Consider the following 19,454-nt stretch of genomic DNA (forward strand, 5'->3'; position numbering starts at 1 on the left):
AGGATTTTTGAGGCTTTTGACAGAAAACATATTTATTTTCTTGATCTATCCTTCCTCTCTGTAAACCGGAATGCAGAGATAGAATTATTAAACACTCACCCTTTGCGGCACTGTTGGCACTGCTACTGTCGTTGTCTGTCATCTGTCAGGCCGGATCGTTGACAAGACGCTTAATTGTCGAGCTTGAACGGGATGCAGACTCGCCAAAACAAAACTTTTCTATAAAGCGTGACTGGCGTACGTTGTCGGGCAACCCACCAGATGTTGCCCACATAAACGACTATTCAGAACCAGATTTGCCACCTGTTAAAAAACGACACAGTTTATATGGTTATGTCATAGAAAAGACCATCATTGAGTCGATTTCGTGGCAATGGCTTTACGCTTCGAATCTGTTGATTGCTTACGAACTGTTCGTTACCACAAAGGTGGCTCCCATGAGCGCCGCCCTTTATTTATGGCTGTCTTTGGAAGTGTCTGTCGCTGTTGCCTTGCTTTTAAAAAACTATTGGAGGCGCGATACACGGCTGTTTAGCCCGATTGAACAACAGGCGGCATCTATTATGCTGACACGTTGGGAGTACCGGTTTGCAACCATCACCGCAGTGTTTGGCTCTGGAGAGAACTCACTACAATACCAGTCGTCAGAATCATCCAGTCAGCAAGCCCCAAAAGCCACCCTAACGCTTATAAGCTCTTTTATTAACCCTCTGAATGATGACTATAGCGGCGGAAACGGAGGCGATCAGCAACACCTGCACACTTTGGGTTTAAATTGTTTCATTCATCCCTGTTATGGCTTTTGTCAATTGCAACCCTTATCCTTCGGTAAGCCCGCTGAATGGCCCCTGAATACCCTGAAAAGCTCATGCGTCCACCTGGCTACTGGACACTGCCCAGGTTGCATGAAGCATTTTGATCCTGCATATGTTGAGGAGTCCTGTCAAAATCCTTTTTTCAATACATTGCATGATCTTTCTGATATTCACCTCCCGCTCGAGCTTGAGCCAACATTTGAAGGCATTGATGATCACCTTACAGGCTTAGTCCAGAATACCATTGACGCTAACGGGTTACTCAATGATGATGTGCCAACGCCCGGGCATCTGTCTTCCAGTGCTGATGATTTTGCGATCATTAATAGGTCACTCGATCTACAGCGTCTTCCTAAAGAAGATGAGCCTGCCTTTAAGCTTAAACATTCAGAAACACAACAAACCACCTCTAAGTCATCCCGATTGGATCAGAGCCTACCTCATCTTTCCCGGACAGACGCAGCGCAAGCTAAAGCTGACAGCGCCCAGAAAACCTGTGAAGTGATCGTGTCAGGGAAGGACGGCCAGCAGCGGCCATGCGGGAAGGTCTTTAAGAGTGTTCGAGCTCTGGGGAATCACAAAAGCAAGTGCCACACCGGGCAAAAAGTCTGCGGTCTGAGCGTGGTCGGGAAAGACGGTGAGCAGCGGCCATGCGGGATGGTCTTCAAGAATGTTGGATCACTGGAGAATCACAAAAGCAGATACCACACGGGGCAAAAAACCTGTGACCTGACCGTGGTCGGGGAGGACGGCCAGCAGCGGCCATGCGAGAAGGTCTATAAGAATGCTCGAGCCCTGTGGAGTCACAAAAGCAAATGCCACACCGGGCAAAAAGTCTGTGATCTGATCGAAGTCCGCAAGGACGGCCAGCAGCGGCCATGCGGGATGGTCTTCAAGAATGCTGGATCACTGGAGAATCACAAAAGCAGATACCACACGGGGCAAAAAACCTGTGACCTGACCGTTGTCGAGGAGGACGGCCAGCAGCGGCCGTGCGGGATGGTTAGCAAGAATGCTGGCGCCCTGGCGAATCACAAAATCAAATGCCACACCGGGCAAAAAGTCTGTGATCTGACCAAAGTCGCGAAGGACGGCCAGCAGCGGCCATGTGGAAAGCTTTGCCAGAATGCTAAAGCCCTGGCGGATCACAAAGGTAAATACCACAGAGGGCAAAAAGCTTGTGCAATGATCGTGGTCGGGGAGGATGGTCAGCGGCGACAATGCGGGAAACCCTTCATGAATGCTAACAGCCTGTTATATCACAAAAGAAGAGAACACTCCGGGCAACGAACCTGTGAAGTGATCGTGTTCGGGGAGGATGGCCAGCAGCTGTCGTCTGGGACGGCCTGCAAAAAACCTCAAACCCTTTCCTGCAACAAAAGAAGAGATCGAAAACGCAAGCCTGCTTTGGGCGAGAACGATGAACTCAGTCCTCCGGGAGGTAAAGTGAATAAGCGTGATTATCAGGGGAAGATGACGGACTGATACCTGAACGCCTCTGGAGCTTATCGGGCTTAAGCGTCCTCTGTGGTCGCCTGGATGGGGTCGCCTAGATGGGGTCGCCTAGATGGGGTCGCCTGGATGCGCTATTCCCAGTCATACTCCCAAGGGGCACAGGAGTATGATTTTTGAGCGTTTTGGCAGAAAACATGTTTATTTTCTTGATCTATCCTTCCTTTCTGTAAACCGGAATGCAGAGATAGAATTATTAAGCACTCACCCTTTGCGGCACTGCTCTTACTGCTATTGTCAATATCTGTCATCTGTCAGGCCGGATCATTGACAAGACTTTTTATTGTCGAGCTTGAATGGGGTGCTGACTCCCCAAAACAAAACTTTTCTATAACACGTGACTGGCGTACGTTTTCGGCCACCCCATCAGATATTGCCCACATAACCGACAATGCAGAACCAGATTTGCCACCTGATAAAAAACGACATAGTTCATCTGGTTATGGAATAGAAAAGACCATCATTGAGTCGATTTCGTGGCAATGGCTTTACGCTTCGAATCTGCTGATTGCTTACGAACTGTTTGTTACCACAAAAGTGACCCCCATGAGTGGCGAGCCTTATTTATGGCTGCCTTCGGAAGTGCCCTTCGCTGTTGGCTGGCTTTTAAAAAACTATTGGAAGCCCGATACACAGCTGTTTAGCCTAATTGAACAACAGGCGACATCTATGTTGACACGGGGGGATCACCGGTTTGCAACCATCACCGCAGTGTTTGGCTCCACAGAGAACTCACCAGGATACCAGTCGTCAGAATCATCCAGTCAGCCAGCCCCAAAAGCCACACTGTCGCTTATGAGCTCTTTTATTAGCCCCCTGAATAATGACTATAACGGGGGAAACGGAGGCCATCAGCAACAGCTGCACACTTTGGGTTTAAATTGTTTCGTCCATCCCTGTCATGGCTTTTGTCGATTGTACACCGTATCCGGTAGCAGTGAGCCTGCTGAATGGCCCCGGAATACCCTGGAAAGCGCATGCGTTCACGTGGCCATTGGATACTGTTCAAGTTGCATGAGGCATTTTGATCCAGCATATGCTGGGGAGTCCCGTCAAAACCCTCTTTTCAAAACATTGAATGATCTTTCTGACATTCAGCTCCCATTCGATTCTGATCCACTATTTGATGGTCACCTTACAGGCTTAATCCAGAATACCATTGACGCTACCGGGTCACTCAATGATGATGTGCCAATGGTCGGGCACTTGTCTTCTATTGCTGATGATTTTGCGGTCATTAATAGGTCGCTCGATCAACAGCGTCTTCTGAAAGAAGACGAGGTTGCCTTTACGCTTAACCCTTTAGAGACACAACAAACCACCTCCAAGTCATCCCAATTGGATCGCCAACCTCATCTTTCCCGAACAGGTGCAGTAAAAGCCAAAGCCGACACTAGTCAAAAAACCTGTGAGTTGACCGTGGTCGGACAGGACGGCCTGCAACGGCCGTGTGGCATGGTCTACAAGAATGCCAGATACCTGGCGAATCACAAAAGCAAATGCCACACCGGGCAAAAAGTCTGTGAGCTGACCCTGGTTGGGGAGGACGGCCAGCAGCGGCCATGCAGGAAGGTCTTTAAGAGTGCCGGAGCCCTGTCGAATCACAAAAGCAAATACCACCGCGGTCAAAAAAACTGTTACCTGGAAGTGGTCGGGGAGGACGGCCAGCAGCGGCCATGCGGGAAGATCTTCAAGAACGCAGGAGCCTTATCGAATCACAAAAAAAGTGGAGAACACTCAGGGCAACGAATCTGTGAAGTGATCCTGGTCGGGGAGGATGGCCAGCAGCGGCCATGCGGGAAGCCCGCCAAGAGTGTTAGAGCTCTGTCGGATCACAAAAATAAATACCACAGAGGGCAACGGACCTGCGAAGTGATCGTGTTCGGAGAGGATGGCCAGCAGCGGCCGTGCGGTGAGCTCTTCGAGAATGCCAGAACCCTGATAGATCACAAAAGAGAAGAACACTCCGTGCTACAAACCTGTGAGGTGATGGTGGCCGGGGAGGATGGTCAGCTGCAGCCATGCGGGAAACTCTGCAAGAATTCTATAGTCCTGGCAAACCACAGAAGAGGAAAACACTCCGGGCAACAAACTTGTAAAGTGATCGTGTTCGGGGAGGATGGTCAACAGCGGCCATGCGGGAAGCTCTACAAGAATGCTAAAGCCCTATCGGATCACAAAAGTAAATACCACAGAGGGCAACAAACCTGTGAAGTGATCATGTTTGCTGAGGATGGCCAGCAGCGACCATGCGGGAAGGTCTTCAAGAGCGCTGGAGCCCTGTCGGATCACAAAAGAAAATACCACAGCGGGCAACAAAGCTGCAAAGTGATGGTATTCGGGGAGGATGGCCAGCAGCGATCATGCGGGAAGGTCTATAAGAGTGCTCTAGCCTTGTCAGAACACAAAAGCAAATACCACAGCGGGCTACGAAGCTGTAAAGTGATCGTGGTCGGTGCGGACGGTCAGCAGCAGCCATGCGGGAAACTCTGCAAGAATGCCAGAGTCATGTGGCATCACAAAAGAAAGGCCCACAAAGAGAAACAAAACCGTAACCTGACCTTAATCGAGGATGGCCAGCAACGGTCGTCCGGGTCCGCCTGCAAAAAACCTCAAACCCTGTCGTATCACAAAAGAAGAGATCGAAAACGCCAGCCTGCTTTGGGCGAGGACGCTGAACTCAGTCCTCCGGGAGGTAAAGTGAGTAAGCGTGATTATCAGGGGAAGCTGACGGATTGATACCTGAACGCCCCTGGAGCTTATCGGGCTTAAGCGTCCTCTGTGGTCGCCTGGATGGGGTCGCCTGGATGCGCTATTCCCAGTCATACTCCCAAGGGGCACAGGAGTATGATTTTTGAGCGTTTTGGCAGAAAACATGTTTATTTTCTTGATCTATCCTTCCTTTCTGTAAACCGGAATGCAGAGATAGAATTATTAAGCACTCACCCTTTGCAGCACTGCTGTCACTGCTACTGTCGTTGTCTGTTATCTGTCAGGCCGGATCGTTGACAAGACGCTTTATTGTAGAGTTTGAACGAGATGCAGGCTCCCCAAAACAAAACTTTTCTATAAAACCCGACTGGCATACGTTGTCGGCCAACCCATCAGATATTGCCCACACAAACGACTATGCAGAAGCAGATTTGCCACCTGATAAAAAACGACATAGTTCATCTGGTTATGGAACAGAAAAGACCATCATTGAGTCGATTTCCTGGCAATGGCTTTATGCTTCGAATCTGCTGATTGCTTACGAACTGTTCGTTACCACAAAAGTGGCTCCCATGAACACCGACCCTTATTTATGGCTGCCTTTGGAAGCGCTTGTCGCGTTTGCCTGGCTTTTAAAAAACTATTGGAGGCCTGATATGCGGCTGTCTGGCCCGATCGAACAACAGGCAACATCTATGATGACACGGGTGGATCACCGGTTTGCAACCATCACCGCAGTGTTTGGCTCCACAGAGAACTCACCAGGATACCAGTCGTCAGAATCATCCAGTCAGCCAGCCTCAAAAGCCACCCTGCCGTCTATAAGCTCTTTTATTAGACCCCTGAATAATGACTATAACGGGGGAAACGGAGGCCATCAGCAACAGCTGCACACTTTGGGTTTAAATTGTTTCGTCTATCCCTGTCATGGCTTTTGTCAATTGTACACCGTATCCGGTAGCAGTGAGCCTGCTGAATGGCCCCGGAATACCCTGGAAAGCGCATGCGTTCACGTCGCTATTGGATACTGTTCAAGTTGCATGAGGCATTTTGATAAAGCATATGCTGGGGATTCCAGTCAAAACCCTCTTTTCAAAACATTGAATGATCTTTCTGACATTCAGCTCCCATTCGATTCTGATCCACTATTTGATGGTCAACTTACAGGCTTAATCCAGAATACCATTGACGCTACCGGGTCACTCAATGGTGATGTGCCAATGGTCGGGCACTTGTCTTCTATTGCTGATGATTTTGCGGTCATTAATAAGTCACTCGATCTACAGCGTTTTCTCAAAGAAGACGAGGTTGCCTTTACGCTTAGCCCTTCAGAAACACAACAAACCACCTCTAAGTCGTCCCTATTGAATCAGAAACCATTTCATCTTTTCCGGACAGGTACAGCAGAAGCTAAAGCCGACAGCGGTCAAGAAACCTGTGAGGTGGTCGTGGTCGGTAAGGACGGCCAACAGCGGCCATGCCGGAGGGGCTTTAAGAGTGCCAGAGCTCTGTCGGATCACAAACGCAAATACCACACCAGTCAAAGAATCTGTAGCCTGACCGTGGTCGGGGAGGACGGCCAGCAGCGGCCATGCGGGAAGGTCTTGAAGAGTACTGGAGCCCTGGCAAATCACAAAAGCTCATACCACACCGGGCAAAAAGTCTGTGACCTGACCGAAGTCGGGGAGGGCGGCCAGCAGCGGCCATGCGGAAAGCTTTGCAAGAATGCTAAAGCCCTGACGGATCACAAAAGTAAATACCACACTGGGCAACGAACCTGTGAAGAGATCGTTTTCGGGGAGGGCAGTCAGCAGCGGCCATGCGGAAAGCTTTGCAAGAATGCTAAAGCCCTGATAGATCACAAAAGTAAATACCACAGAGGGCAACAAACCTGTGAAGTGATTGTGTTCGGGAAGGATGTTCGGCAGGGGCCATGCGGGAAAATCTGCAAGAATGCTATAATCCTGGCAAATCACAAAAGAAGAGAACACTCCGGGCAACGAACCTGTACAGTGATCGTGGGTGGGGAGGGTGGTCAGCAGCGGCCATGCGGAAGGGTCTTCAAGAGCGCTGCTGCCCTGTCGGATCACAAAAGCAAATACCACAGCGGGAAACAAACCTGTAAAGTGATCGTGTTCGGGGTGGATGGTCAGAGGCGGCCATGCGGGAAGCTCTGCAAGAATGCTAAGGCCCTGATGTATCACAAAAAAACATACCACAGCCGACAACGAACCAGCAATGTGATCGTAGTCGGGGCGGATGGTCAGCAGCAGCCATGGGGGAGAGACTGCAAGAATGCTAAAGCTCTGTTGAATCACAAAAGAAACGACCAGAGCGAGCAACAAAACCCTAAAGTAACTGTTGGCCAGCAACGACCATACGCGACGGTCTGCTACTATCCACGATGTCTGTCGGATTACAAAAGGAGAGGTCGAAAACGCAAGTCTGCTGATCTGGACTAGGACGATGATCTCAGTCCTTCTGCAGATAAAGTGAATAAGTGTGATTACCAGAGGAAGCTGACGGACTGATACCTGTCAGCGCCCCGGGAGCTTATCGGCTTTAAGCGTCACCTATGCGGGGTCGGCCTGGACGGGGTCGCCTAGACGCGCTATTCCGAGTAAGATTCCCAATGGGCACAGGAGTATGATGTCTGAGCGTTTATGCAGAAACCAGGTTTATTTTCCTGATCTATTCTTCCTCTCTGTAAACCGGAATGCAGAGATAGAATTATTAAACACTCACTCTTTGCGGCATTGCTGTTACTGCTACTGTCGTTGTCTGTCATCTGTCCGGCAGGATCGTTGACAAGACGTTTTATTGTCGAGCTTGAACAGGATGGAGGTTCACCAAAACAAAACTTTTCTATAAAACCTGGCGGGCATACGTTGTTGGGCAACCCATCAGATATTGCCCACATAAACGACTATGAACAACCAGATTTGCTACCTGATAAAAAACGACATAGATCACCTGATTATGGAATAGAAAAGACCATCATCGAGTCAATTTCGTGGCAGTGGCTTTACGCTTCGAATCTGCTGATTGCTTACAAACTGTTCGTGACCACAAAAGTGGGACCCAAGATCGCAACTCCTTATTTATGGCTTCCTTTAGAAGTACTTGTCGCTGTTGCCTGGTTTTTAAAAAACTATTGCAAGCCCGATACACGGCTGTTTAGCAAGATTGAACAACAGGTGACATCTATAATGACAGTGGGGGATCATCCGTTTGTAACCATCACTGCAGTGTATGGCTCCGGAGAGAGCTCACCGCAATATCAGTCGTCAGAACCATCCGGCCAGCCAGCCTCAAAAGCCACCCTGCCATCTATAAGCTCTTTTATTAGACCCCTGAATAATGACTACGACGGTGGCAACGGAGGCGATCAGCAACACCTGCACACTTTGGGTTTAAATTGTTTCATTCATCCTTGTCATGGATTTTGTCAATTGCTCCCCTTGTCCGAGAGCAGTGAGCCCGCTGAATGGCCCCTGAATACTCTGGCAAGCTCATGCGTTCACCTGGCTACCGGACACTGCTCAAGTTGCATGAGGCATTTTGATCCTGCATATGCTTTGGAGTCCCATCAAAACCCTTTTTTCAATACATTGCATGATCTTTCTGACATTCAGTTCCCGTTCGAGTCCGAGCTACCCTTTGATGGCATTGATGGTCACCTTATAGACTTGATCCAGAATGCCATTGACGCTAACCGGTCACTCAATGATGATGTGCCAATGCCCGGGCATCTGTTTTCTATTGCTGATGATTTTTCGGTCGTTAATGGGTCACTTGATCTACAGCGTCTTCTCAAAGAAGACGAGCTTACCTTTACGCTTAACCCTTCAGAGACAGAGCAAAGCATCTCCAGATCATCCCAATTGGATCGCCAACCTCATCTTTCCCGAACAGGCGCAGTACAAGCTAAAACCGACACTAGTCAAAAAACCTGTGAGTTGACCGTGGTCGGGCAGAACGGCCAGCAACGACCGTGTGGGACAGTCTACAAGAACGCCAGATCCCTGGCGAATCACAAAAGCAAATGCCACACCGGGCAAAAAGTCTGTCAGATGACCGTGGTCGGGGAGGAAGGCCAGCAGCGGCCATGCGAGAAGGTCTTTAAGAATGCCAGAGCCCTGTCGAATCACAAAAGCAAATACCACCGCGGTCAAAAAACCTGTTACCTGAGAGTGGTCGGGGAGGACAGCCAGCAGCGGCCATGCGAGAAGGTCTTCAAGAGCCCTGGAGCCTTATCGAATCACAAAAGTAGAGAACACTCCGGGCAACGAACCTGTGAAGTGATCCTGATCGGCGAGGATGGCCAGCAGCGGTCATGCGGGAAGCTCGCCAAGAGTGCTAAAGCCCTGTCGGATCACAAAAGTAAATACCACAGAGGGCAACAAGCCTGTGAAGTGATCATGTTTGCTGAGGATGGCCAGCAGCGACCATGCGGGAAGGTCTGTAAGAGTGCTGGAGCCCTGTCGGATCACAAAAGTAAATACCACAGAGGGCAACAAACCTGTGAAGTGATCGTGGTCGGGGAGGATGGTCAGCAGCGGCCATGCGGGAAGCTCTGCAAGAATGCTAAAGCCCTGTCGAATCACAAAAGTAAAAACCACAGAGGGCAACAAACCTGTGAAGTGACTGTGGTAGGGGCGGATAGTCAGCAGCGGCCATGCAGGAAAGTCTGCAAGAACGCTAAAGCCCTGTCGGATCACAAAAGAAGAGATCGAAAACGCAAGCCTGCTGATCTGGACGAGGAACTCAGTCCTCCGGGAAATAAAGTGAATAAGTGTGATTACCAGGAGAAGCTGGCGGACTAATACCTTTCAACGTCCTGGCAGCCGCCTTTTTGGTCAGGTTATCAGCGACCTGACAAGTTGATCAGGTAAGAAAGAGACTTTGAACGTCTCTTCAAGTGGTCATTTGCCTTCCAGATTGGTCGAACGCTGGCTTCACCGCCATCGCTGACAGCAGTCATGGAACGAGTACTCCAACGAGTGGCATTATCAGTTTTACCTTCTGCCGCCAGGAGTATGATTTTTGAGCGTTTTGACAGAAAACAGGCTTGTTTTCTTGATCTATCCTTCCTCTCTGTAAACCGGAATGCAAGGATAGAATTATTAAACACTCACTCTTTGTGGCACTGCTGTTACTGCTGCTGTCGTTGTCTGTCATCTGTCAGGCCGGATCGTTGACAAGACGTTTTATTGTCGAGCTTGAACAGGATGCAGGTTCCCCAAAACAAAACTTTTCTATAAAATCTGACTGGCATACGTTGTCGGGCAACCCATCAGATATTGCCCGTATAAACGACTACGAACAATCATATTTGCCACCTTGTAAAAAGCGAAATAGGTCACCTGGTTGTGGAATAGAAAAAACCATCATTGAGTCGATTTCGTGGCAATGGCTTTACGCTACAAATCTGCTTATTGCTTACGAAATGAGCGTGACCACAAAAGTGGCAACCAGAATCACCACTCCTTATTTATCGCTTCCTTCAGAAGTGCTTGTCGCTGTTGCCTGGTTTTTAAAAAACTATTGGAATCCCGATACACGACTGTTTGGCATGATTGAACAACAGGTGACATCTATAATGACAGAGGGTGATCACCGGTTTGCAACCATCACTGCAGCGTTTGGCTCCGGAGAGAACTCACCGCAATATCAGTCGTCAGAATCATCCAGCCAGCCAGCCCCAAAAGCCACTCTGCCACTTATGAGCTCTTTTATCAGCCCTCTGAATAATGACTATAACGGCGGAAACGGAGGCGACCAGCAACACCTGCACACTTTGGGTTTAAATTGTTTCGTCCATCCCTGTTATGGCTTTTGTCAATTGCACCCCTTATCTGGTAGCAGTGAGCCTGCTGAATGGCCCCTGAATACCCTGAAAAGCTCATGCCCTCACTTGGCTACCGGACACTGCTCAGGTTGCATGGGGCATTTTGATCCTGCAAAAGCTATGGAGTCCCGTCAAAACCCTCTTTTCAGAACATTCAATGATTTTTCTGACATTCAGCTTCCATTCGATTCTGGTCCACAATTTGATGACATTGATGGTCATTTTGCAGACTTAATCCAGAATGCCATTGACGCTACTGAGTCAATCGATGATGATGTGCAAATGCTCGGGTATTTGTCTTCCATTGCCGATGATTTAACGGCCACTAATGGGTCACTTGATCTGCAGCGTCTTCTTGGAAAACACGAACTTGCCTTTACGCTTAATTCTTCAGAAACACAGCAAACCACCTTTAAGTCATCCCAGTTGGATCAAAGTCAAGCTCATCTTTCCCTGACAGGCGCACTACAAGCTAAAGCCGACAGTGGTCAAAAAATCTGTGAGTTGACCGTGGTCCTGAAGGGCGGCGAGCAGCAGCCATGTGGTAAGGTCTTTAAGAATGCCATAAGCCTGTCGAGTCATAAAAGACGATGCCACACCGGGCCAAAAGTCTGTGACCTGACCGTGATGAGGGAGGACGGCCAGCAGGGGCCATGCGGGATGGTCTACAAGAATGCTGGATCCCTGGTGAATCACAAACGCACATTCCACACCGGGCAAAAAACCTGTGATCAGATCGAAGTCGGGGAGGACGGCCAGCAGCGGCGATGCGGAAAGATTTGCAAGAATGCTGGCGCCCTGTCGGATCACAAAAGTAAATACCACAAAGGGCAAAAAACCTGTGAAGTGATCGTATTCGGGGAGGACGGTCAGCAGCGGCCATGCGGGAAGCTCTTCATGAATACTAACTGCCTGGAATATCACAAAAGAGAAGAACACTCCGGGGAACGAACCTGTGATGTGGTTGTGGTTGCGGAGGACGGCCAGCAGCGGTCATGTGGGAGGCTCTTCACAAATACAAAAAAACTGAGGTATCACAAAAGACAAGAACACTCCAGAAAACGAGCCTGTAAAGTGGTCGTGGTCGGGGAGGAGGGTCAGTTGCGGCCATGCAGCAATCACTGCAAGAATGCTGTAGCCGTGTCAAAGCACAAAAGAAGTTACCACAGCGGGCAACAAACCTGTGAAGTGCTAGTGGTCGGGGAGGATGGTCGGCAGCGGCCATGCGGGAAGCTCTGCAACAATGCCAGAGCCTTGGTGAACCATAAAAGAGGAAAACACTCCGGGCAAAAAACTTGTGAGATAATCATGTTTGAGGAGGATGACGGGCAGCGACGATGCGGGAAGGTCTGTAAGAGTGCCGGAGCTCTGTCAGACCATAAAAGAAACTACCACAGCGGGCAAGTCTGTGAGGTGATTGTGTTCGGGGAGGATGGTCAGCTGCGGCCATGCGGGACGTTCTGCAAGAATCACAGGGCCCTTATATATCACAAAAGCAAATGCCACAGCGAGCAGCGAATCTGTGCGATCCTGGTCGGAGAGGATGGTCAGCAGCGGCTATGCGGGCAGCTCAGCAAGAATGCTAAAGCTCTGTCGATACACAAAAGCACATGCCACAGCGGCGAAAAAATCTGTGACTCAACCGTGACCGGGGAGGATGGCCAGCAGCAGTCATGCAGGAAGGTCTTTAAGAGTGCGATAGCCCTGACGAGTCACAAAAATAAATGCCACACCGGACAGAAAAGCTGTGACGTGACTGTGGTCTGCGCTGATGGTCAGCAGCAGCCATGCGGGAAAGTCTATAAGAATGCTCAAAGCTTGTGGTCTCACAAAAGAAGTGCCCACAAGAAGCAACAAGACCCTAACCCAGGCGTAATCGAGGATGGCCAGCAACGAGCGTCCGTGATGGTCTGCAAAAAACCTCAAGACCTGTCGGATCACAACAGAAGAGATCGAAAACGCAAACCTGCTGATCTCGACGAGGATGGTGAACTCATTCCTGCAGCAGATAAAGTGAATAAATGTGATTATCAGGAGAAGCTGACGGACTGATACCTATCAAGGCCCCGGGGGCTTATTGAACTTAGGCGTCCTCGCTAGGAGCCTGACCGAGAATAGACTGCCCTTCGCGGCAACTGCTCCTGCGTTGCTCTAGCTCCTGCATCCATGCAGTCGTGCGGCGGCAGCAAATTGGTCTGAAAATCCGCTTTTGTTCGTCAAATAGCTCGCTATTCTCCTCACAAAACCAAATTTTCATCCTCAATTTTCTGCCGTCCTCGCTACGGGGTCGCCTAGACGGGCGCTATTCTCGGTCAGCCTCCTAGGAGCCTGACCGAGAATAGTCTGCCCTACTGCGGCGGCAGCAAATTGGTCTGAAAATCCGCTTTTGTTCGTCAAATAGCTCGCTATTCTCCTCACAAAACCGAATTTTCATCCTCAATTTTCTGCCGTCCTCGCTACGGGCGCTATTCTCGGTCTAATGGGATGGTCCGCCCCTCCTAAACGGCTTCAAATGAGCCAAAATGGAGTTAACCATTTAAACAGGATTAACCGGAGCGAACCACCCATGACTATTTCAGTACTTGGTATCGATATTGGCAAGAACAACTTTCACCTGTTTGGTGTTGATGAGCAGGGTAGCAAAGTCATCAGAAAGAAGTCGTCCAGGAAGAACCTTCTAGAGTACGTGGCAAATCTGGAGCCATGCATTATCGCTATGGAAGCTTGTGGTGGTGCTCACTATTTGGCTCGGTTATTCAAGAACTATGAGCATACTGTCAAGCTGATTTCACCTCAATTTGTCAAGCCTTATGTCAAGACCAACAAAAATGACTACAACGATGCTGAAGCGATTGCAGAAGCAGCTTCACGGCCCAGCATGCGTTTTGTACCTGTTAAAACGTCAGAGCAGCAGGCCTGGCAACTTCTGCACCGCTATCGTCAACAAGCGGTTGATCAGAGAACTGCCCTGGTTAACCAGATCCGGGGGTCACTATTGGAAGAAGGTATTGTAGTTGCCCAGGGTATTGGTAAAGTTCGTGCACAGCTTCCACGAATTCTGGAAGATGCTGAAAATGGACTCCATTCGCTGACTCGTGAGCTGCTACATGGTTTATCAGAAGAGTTGGCCAGTCTTGACAAGCGTATTCAACAGTATGACCAGAAAATTCAGGAGCTAGCAAAAAACGACGACGAATGTCGTCGAATGATGACTATGCCGGGTATCGGAGCCATCACTGCCACAGCATTGAAGGCAGCCATTGGTGATGCGACGTATTTTAAATCTGGTCGACACCTTGCCGCATGGATGGGATTAGTTCCAAGACAGCATTCCACAGGCGGTAAGTCAGTCCTGCTGGGCATCAGTAAACGGGGTGATAAATACCTGCGCACATTATTGATACACGGCGCACGTTCGGTACTCCACTGCCTCAAAAATAAGGATGACCGCTGTAAAAAATGGGTTAGCCAACTTAATGAGCGCAGCAATCACAACGTTGCCGCCGTTGGTCTGGCTAATAAAATGGCTCGGATTGTCTGGGTCATCATGACCCGAAATGAAGTTTACAAGGCTGCATAATGAAGTAAAGGCGGCAGCGGCAAAGTAAAGCATAAGCTTAATCAAAGGGGACCCCCCCGCAGATTGCGATGAGCATGTACAGTTGATGGCAAACAGGTAAAAACCGGCAACCTGAAACCTGATAGGAGCCTTGACCCTTGAGGCCGTCGGACTGATAAGGCCAGGTTGCGCGGATACCCATCAGGGCCAGAGGGTTAGACCTCATGAATAGGCCGTATATATGATTGCAGTTATCTTTGTTTGCTAATTAACAAAACAGGCTCTTGCAAAACGGGGCGGACCATATAAGGCTCCTAGGGGGTCGCCCGGACGCGCTATTCTCTGTCGGTCTCCTGGTTGAGCGCCGTAAAAACGCAAAAAAGCACATCGTTAAGTATGTAAAGATCCCATGCCCTGCAGGGCAAATTCTGTCAGAATGGCGCACTTCTTCGACTATGCTTTTTCCAGCTGTGACTAACGAATTGGCGAAAACTATGTACGTGGCAGACACTCCTCCGGAAACGGTTGATGATGTAGAACGCATTCTCCTGGTGGATGACAACCCTACCAACTTGCAGGTGCTGCTGCAGACCCTCAGTGGACGAGGCTACAAGCTTCTTATTGCGAAAAACGGTGAAAGTGCTGTGAGGATTGCTCACAAGGCCAAGCCAGCGCTGGTTTTGCTGGATATCATGATGCCAGGCATGGACGGCTATGAAGTGTGCCGTCAGCTGAAAGAAGATCCGGCTACCAGCAATATTACCGTGATTTTTCTATCAGCCCTTGATGACACCAAGGACAAGGTTCGAGGTTTGGAAACGGGTGCCGTTGACTTTATCTCCAAACCTTTTCAGGCCGAAGAAGTGATTGCCCGGGTAGAAACCCAGCTCAAGATACATCGACTGGAGCAGGCGCTTTCTGCCCGCAATCGACAGCTTGAAGCTGACAAGGCCCGTATTCTGGAAAGCATGAACGAAGGTATCTTTGGTCTGGACAGCAGGGGGCGAATCACCTTTGCCAATGCAGCCGCTTCCATTATGACGGGCTGGCCCATGGACACCCTCATCAGTCGTAGCCTGATTGAACTGATGCTGGATGAAGCCGGAGAGGAAGCACGCAGTCTGCATCTGGCTCCTATTCAGGAGGCATTGAGTAAAGGGGTCAGCATAAGGGTGGACGATGCACTCTTCTGGCATAAAGAGGGCTCATCATTCCCGGTCAGTTATTCATGCACTCCCATTATGGAAGAGGGACAGCCCAGCGGTGCCGTGGTGGTCTTTACTGACATCAGCAGCAAAAAGCTTGGACAGGCAGCGTTGCAGAAGGCTCTGGACGAACTGGAGACCCAGAAGGAAAAACTGACCCATGTTTCCCGTTTGAGTATCATGGGAGAGATGGCCGCAGGTTTTGCCCATGAAGTGAACCAGCCTCTGACCGCAATTTCCAACTACGCTCAGGTAGCCAAGCGCATGATGGTCAGGCTGGAACATAAAGACGACGATGTTTACGATTCACTTTATGAGGCTATGGACAAAATTAATATTCAGGCCCGTCGTGCCGGTGAGATCATTGCCCGCATTCGCTCATTTGTTAAAAAGCCTGATCACGTTCTGGGTTGTGTCGATCCGATCAAGCTGATTAGCGATACCGTCAAGCTGGCTGAGGTGGATGCTCGAAATAACAGTATGGAAATTCATACTGAGGTGGCTCAGAACCTGCCAGAGGTGAAAGTGGACCCGGTGCAGATTCAGCAGGTGGCTTTGAACCTGATTCGCAATGGTATGGAAGCCATGAGAGATCAGGACACCCGGGACATAGGTGTCTGGGTTAAGGCAGAGCAGATCGATGATCGGTTCGTCAAGGTATCCGTCATTGACCGGGGTTATGGACTGGCTGCTGATGCAGAAGAAAAACTGTTCACGCCTTTCTACACCACCAAGTCAGATGGTATGGGGATCGGTCTGACCGTTTGCCACTCGATTATTCAATCACATGGTGGACGACTGACGTTCAATCGTCACCCTGAGGGCGGCACTATTTTTGAGTTTACAATGCCGATTGCCTGACTCCCCTCGCTCCATCTCTTAAATGGCAACCAAATGATGGGTGAGCAGGAGGAGAATATGAGCCTTCGGTCGGGCAATTATGCGAGAGGACTTCATAATAAATGCAGTTATCATCGAAACATACAAAAATATAACCTCCGATCAAGGGGGAAACATACGACGGTATGCAATAGTGTCGGCCATCGGGATATGACCGGGTCCATAGATATTTACCAGTTTCTTTCTGAATATGTCGAAGGATATAGTGTTTTTCCCTCACTTGATGAAAGACCCCCAGTTCACATAAGACTGTATCTGGTAAAGCAGGTTGTATAAATAGTGCAAATAATATGAGAATAGTTTTGATACTTCATACTCCCTCTGTCTGAAGCCATCAAGATAGCAGACATTTGCACTGCGACAACTCGTTGGGAGAGCTTCACAACTCTGCTTTTCCCACACCTCAGGCTATGGGATCACGTAGCATCCTGATTCCAATCAATTTGCATTCAGGATTAAAGCTGCTTCGATCGCACTTAGCAGCAAAGGCTATGCTATCGGGCGACGCTGGGTAAAATTCAGAAAGTTTGCTGTCCAGGGGTACTTTGCTGTCCAGAGGTACTTTGCTGTCCAGAGGTACTTTGCTGTCCAGAGGTACTATGCAGGCATAGCAGCATTCCTGTATAACCGTCGGCAGGTTATAATGCCCGGCTGAACAAGGAGCACGCAGTGACTGAACAGGTAACAGAGTACATGCATGAACTGGGCAAAAAGGCCCGGGAAGCCAGTGCACAACTAGCCAAAGCGGATACTGGCCTGAAAAACAGAGCTCTGCTGGCGATCGCCACTGAGCTGGAAGCAACTCGACCGCTACTGCGTGAAGCTAACGCTGTGGACCTGGAAAACGGGCGGGGGCGAGGGCTGGATGCAGCATTGCTGGATCGCCTGGAACTGACAGATGCCCGCATTGATACCATGATCGAGAACCTGAATCAGGTGGCTTCGTTGCCTGATCCAGTGGGTACGATTGATGACCTCAAATATGTACCCAGTGGTATTCAGGTGGGTAAAATGCGAGTCCCTTTGGGGGTTATAGGCATTATCTATGAGTCTCGACCCAACGTAACCATTGAGGCTGCCAGTCTCTGTCTGAAATCCGGTAATGCTGTGATTCTGCGTGGAGGCAGTGAGTCAATTGCTTCTAACAAGGCGATTGCCCAATGCATTCAGAAGGGCCTGGTATCGGCTGGCTTGCCAGAAGCAGCGGTTCAGGTGGTAGAGACCACTGACCGTGAAGCAGTGGGAACTCTGATCAGTATGCCCGAATATGTAGATGTCATCGTTCCAAGGGGTGGCAAAGGTCTGATCGAACGTATCAGTCGTGATGCCAGGGTGCCTGTTATCAAGCATCTGGATGGCATTTGCCATGTTTATATTGATGATCTGGCAGATCGGGAGAAAGCACTGGCCATTGCTGTGAATGCCAAAACCCACCGCTATGGTGTATGCAATGCCATGGAGACCCTGCTGATAAACAGGGCTGTTGCGGCCGATATACTGCCGGAACTGGCTCAGCGCTTGCGGAAATTGGGGGTTGAGCTCAGAGGCTGTGCAGAGGTTTGTGACGAGGTTCCGGATGCTTTGGCCGCCACCGAAGAAGACTGGCAGACAGAGTATCTGGCACCGGTGCTATCCATTAAGTTGGTCGCTGATATGAATGAAGCTATCGAGCATATTAATCGCTATGGCTCTCATCATACCGATGCGATCATCACCGAGAGTTATACCCGGGGCCGGGACTTCCTGAGAGAAGTAGACTCCAGCTCTGTTATGATCAATGCCTCTACCCGGTTTGCGGACGGCTTTGAGTATGGGCTGGGTGCTGAGATTGGTATTTCAACGGACAAAATTCATGCCCGTGGTCCTGTGGGGCTGGAGGGGCTGACATCCCGGAAATATGTAGTATTAGGCGATGGTCATATCCGGAAATAACGAATTGCCATCACTCAAGGTGGCGGTTAATTATGGTACATAATAATCACTGGTTAGGTACTTAGGTACTTAATCAGCAAACAATTATGACAAAAGCCTGTACAATTCATGGTCAGGCTTTTGGTTTTTTATCGAGTTCTAAAGAGATATATGCAATCTGAACAACTGAAGCAACTGGTCATTGATGCTATTGAAGAAATGAAAGGTAACGACATTACCTCTCTTGATGTTTCCGGGCTGACCAGCGTGACCGATTACATGATTATCGCCAGCGGTACTTCCAACCGTCATGTGAAGTCTGTAGCAGACAATGTAATCGATAAGTGCAAGCAAAATGGTGTTCGTCCACTGGGTACAGAAGGCCAGGAGAAATCCGAATGGGTTTTGGTCGACATGGGTGACGTTGTAGTGCATGTTATGATGCCAGCTACCCGTGCATTCTATGATCTTGAACGCCTCTGGGAGGCCAGCGAGGAGCAGCGGGCTACAGAGCAGTCCTGATGCGTGTTCGTCTGATCTCCGTTGGCTCGAAAATGCCACCCTGGGTTGATGAGGGCTACAGGGAATACAGTCGTCGCCTGGGTTCTGACCTCAAACTGGATCTGATTGAGATTCCGTTGAACCGGCGCGGCAAGGGTGCTGACATCAGTCGCCTGCAGGAAAAAGAAGCTGGACAAATGCTGAGTACAGTCGGCCAGGGTGACCTGATAGTGACCATGGAAATCACAGGGAAGCCCTGGTCGACGGATAAACTGGCAGACAATATGGGAGGGTGGATGCATTCTGGCCGAAATGTCAGCCTCATGGTCGGAGGGCCAGAAGGGCTTCATCCCAGTGTGATGGCCCGGGCCGATCTCAGATGGTCGTTATCGCCATTGACGTTACCTCACCCCCTGGTCAGGGTCGTTGTTGCTGAACAGGTCTATCGTGCCTGGAGTATCCTCAAGAATCACCCCTATCATAAATAG

At 49.6% G+C, this 19,454-nt stretch carries 10 protein-coding genes; all 10 read left to right on the plus strand.

Annotation, left to right across the window (positions count from 1 at the left end; genetic code table 11):
- The first annotated feature begins 158 nt into the window (after positions 1–158).
- The 10 genes from ACOMHB_RS06300 to rlmH all read left to right on the plus strand — a co-directional run bounded on the left by ACOMHB_RS06300 (position 159) and on the right by rlmH (position 19,454).
- Entirely contained in the window at positions 159–2,300 is a 2,142-nt protein-coding gene (locus ACOMHB_RS06300; RefSeq protein ID WP_448215938.1) for a hypothetical protein, read from the plus strand.
- A 294-nt stretch (positions 2,301–2,594) separates the two neighbouring features.
- Entirely contained in the window at positions 2,595–5,066 is a 2,472-nt protein-coding gene (locus ACOMHB_RS06305) for a hypothetical protein (RefSeq protein WP_448215939.1), read from the plus strand.
- Between the two features lie 266 nt (positions 5,067–5,332).
- Positions 5,333–7,501 (plus strand): hypothetical protein, encoded by a 2,169-nt coding sequence (locus tag ACOMHB_RS06310; RefSeq protein WP_448215940.1) that lies wholly within the window; start codon positions 5,333–5,335, stop codon positions 7,499–7,501.
- A gap of 342 nt (positions 7,502–7,843) precedes the next feature.
- On the plus strand, positions 7,844–9,865 hold the full coding sequence (locus tag ACOMHB_RS06315) for a hypothetical protein (RefSeq protein ID WP_448215941.1): 2,022 nt from the start codon (positions 7,844–7,846) through the stop codon (positions 9,863–9,865).
- 317 nt (positions 9,866–10,182) lie between these two features.
- Positions 10,183–12,942 (plus strand): hypothetical protein, encoded by a 2,760-nt coding sequence (locus tag ACOMHB_RS06320; protein ID WP_448215942.1) that lies wholly within the window; start codon positions 10,183–10,185, stop codon positions 12,940–12,942.
- A 514-nt stretch (positions 12,943–13,456) separates the two neighbouring features.
- On the plus strand, positions 13,457–14,470 hold the full coding sequence (locus ACOMHB_RS06325) for an IS110 family RNA-guided transposase (RefSeq protein ID WP_448215063.1): 1,014 nt from the start codon (positions 13,457–13,459) through the stop codon (positions 14,468–14,470).
- A gap of 434 nt (positions 14,471–14,904) precedes the next feature.
- Positions 14,905–16,515, plus strand: coding sequence for an ATP-binding response regulator (locus ACOMHB_RS06330; RefSeq protein ID WP_448215943.1), 1,611 nt, complete (start codon positions 14,905–14,907; stop codon positions 16,513–16,515).
- 708 nt (positions 16,516–17,223) lie between these two features.
- Positions 17,224–18,486, plus strand: coding sequence for a glutamate-5-semialdehyde dehydrogenase (locus ACOMHB_RS06335; RefSeq protein ID WP_448215944.1), 1,263 nt, complete (start codon positions 17,224–17,226; stop codon positions 18,484–18,486).
- Between the two features lie 150 nt (positions 18,487–18,636).
- On the plus strand, positions 18,637–18,987 hold the full coding sequence (gene rsfS, locus ACOMHB_RS06340) for a ribosome silencing factor (protein ID WP_422137175.1): 351 nt from the start codon (positions 18,637–18,639) through the stop codon (positions 18,985–18,987).
- Complete coding sequence (gene rlmH, locus ACOMHB_RS06345; protein WP_422132481.1) at positions 18,987–19,454, plus strand: 23S rRNA (pseudouridine(1915)-N(3))-methyltransferase RlmH; 468 nt, start codon at positions 18,987–18,989, stop codon at positions 19,452–19,454. The genes rsfS and rlmH overlap by 1 nt, the downstream gene beginning before the upstream one ends.

Source organism: Endozoicomonas sp. 2B-B (assembly GCF_053470045.1).

Bases quoted from the DNA above. Each gene is read 5' to 3' on its own strand.
- ACOMHB_RS06330 (WP_448215943.1), top strand. From the start codon at position 14,905: ATGCTTTTTCCAGCTGTGACTAACGAATTGGCGAAAACTATGTACGTG.
- ACOMHB_RS06325 (WP_448215063.1), top strand. From the start codon at position 13,457: ATGACTATTTCAGTACTTGGTATCGATATTGGCAAGAACAACTTTCAC.
- rlmH (WP_422132481.1), top strand. From the start codon at position 18,987: ATGCGTGTTCGTCTGATCTCCGTTGGCTCGAAAATGCCACCCTGGGTT.
- rsfS (WP_422137175.1), top strand. From the start codon at position 18,637: ATGCAATCTGAACAACTGAAGCAACTGGTCATTGATGCTATTGAAGAA.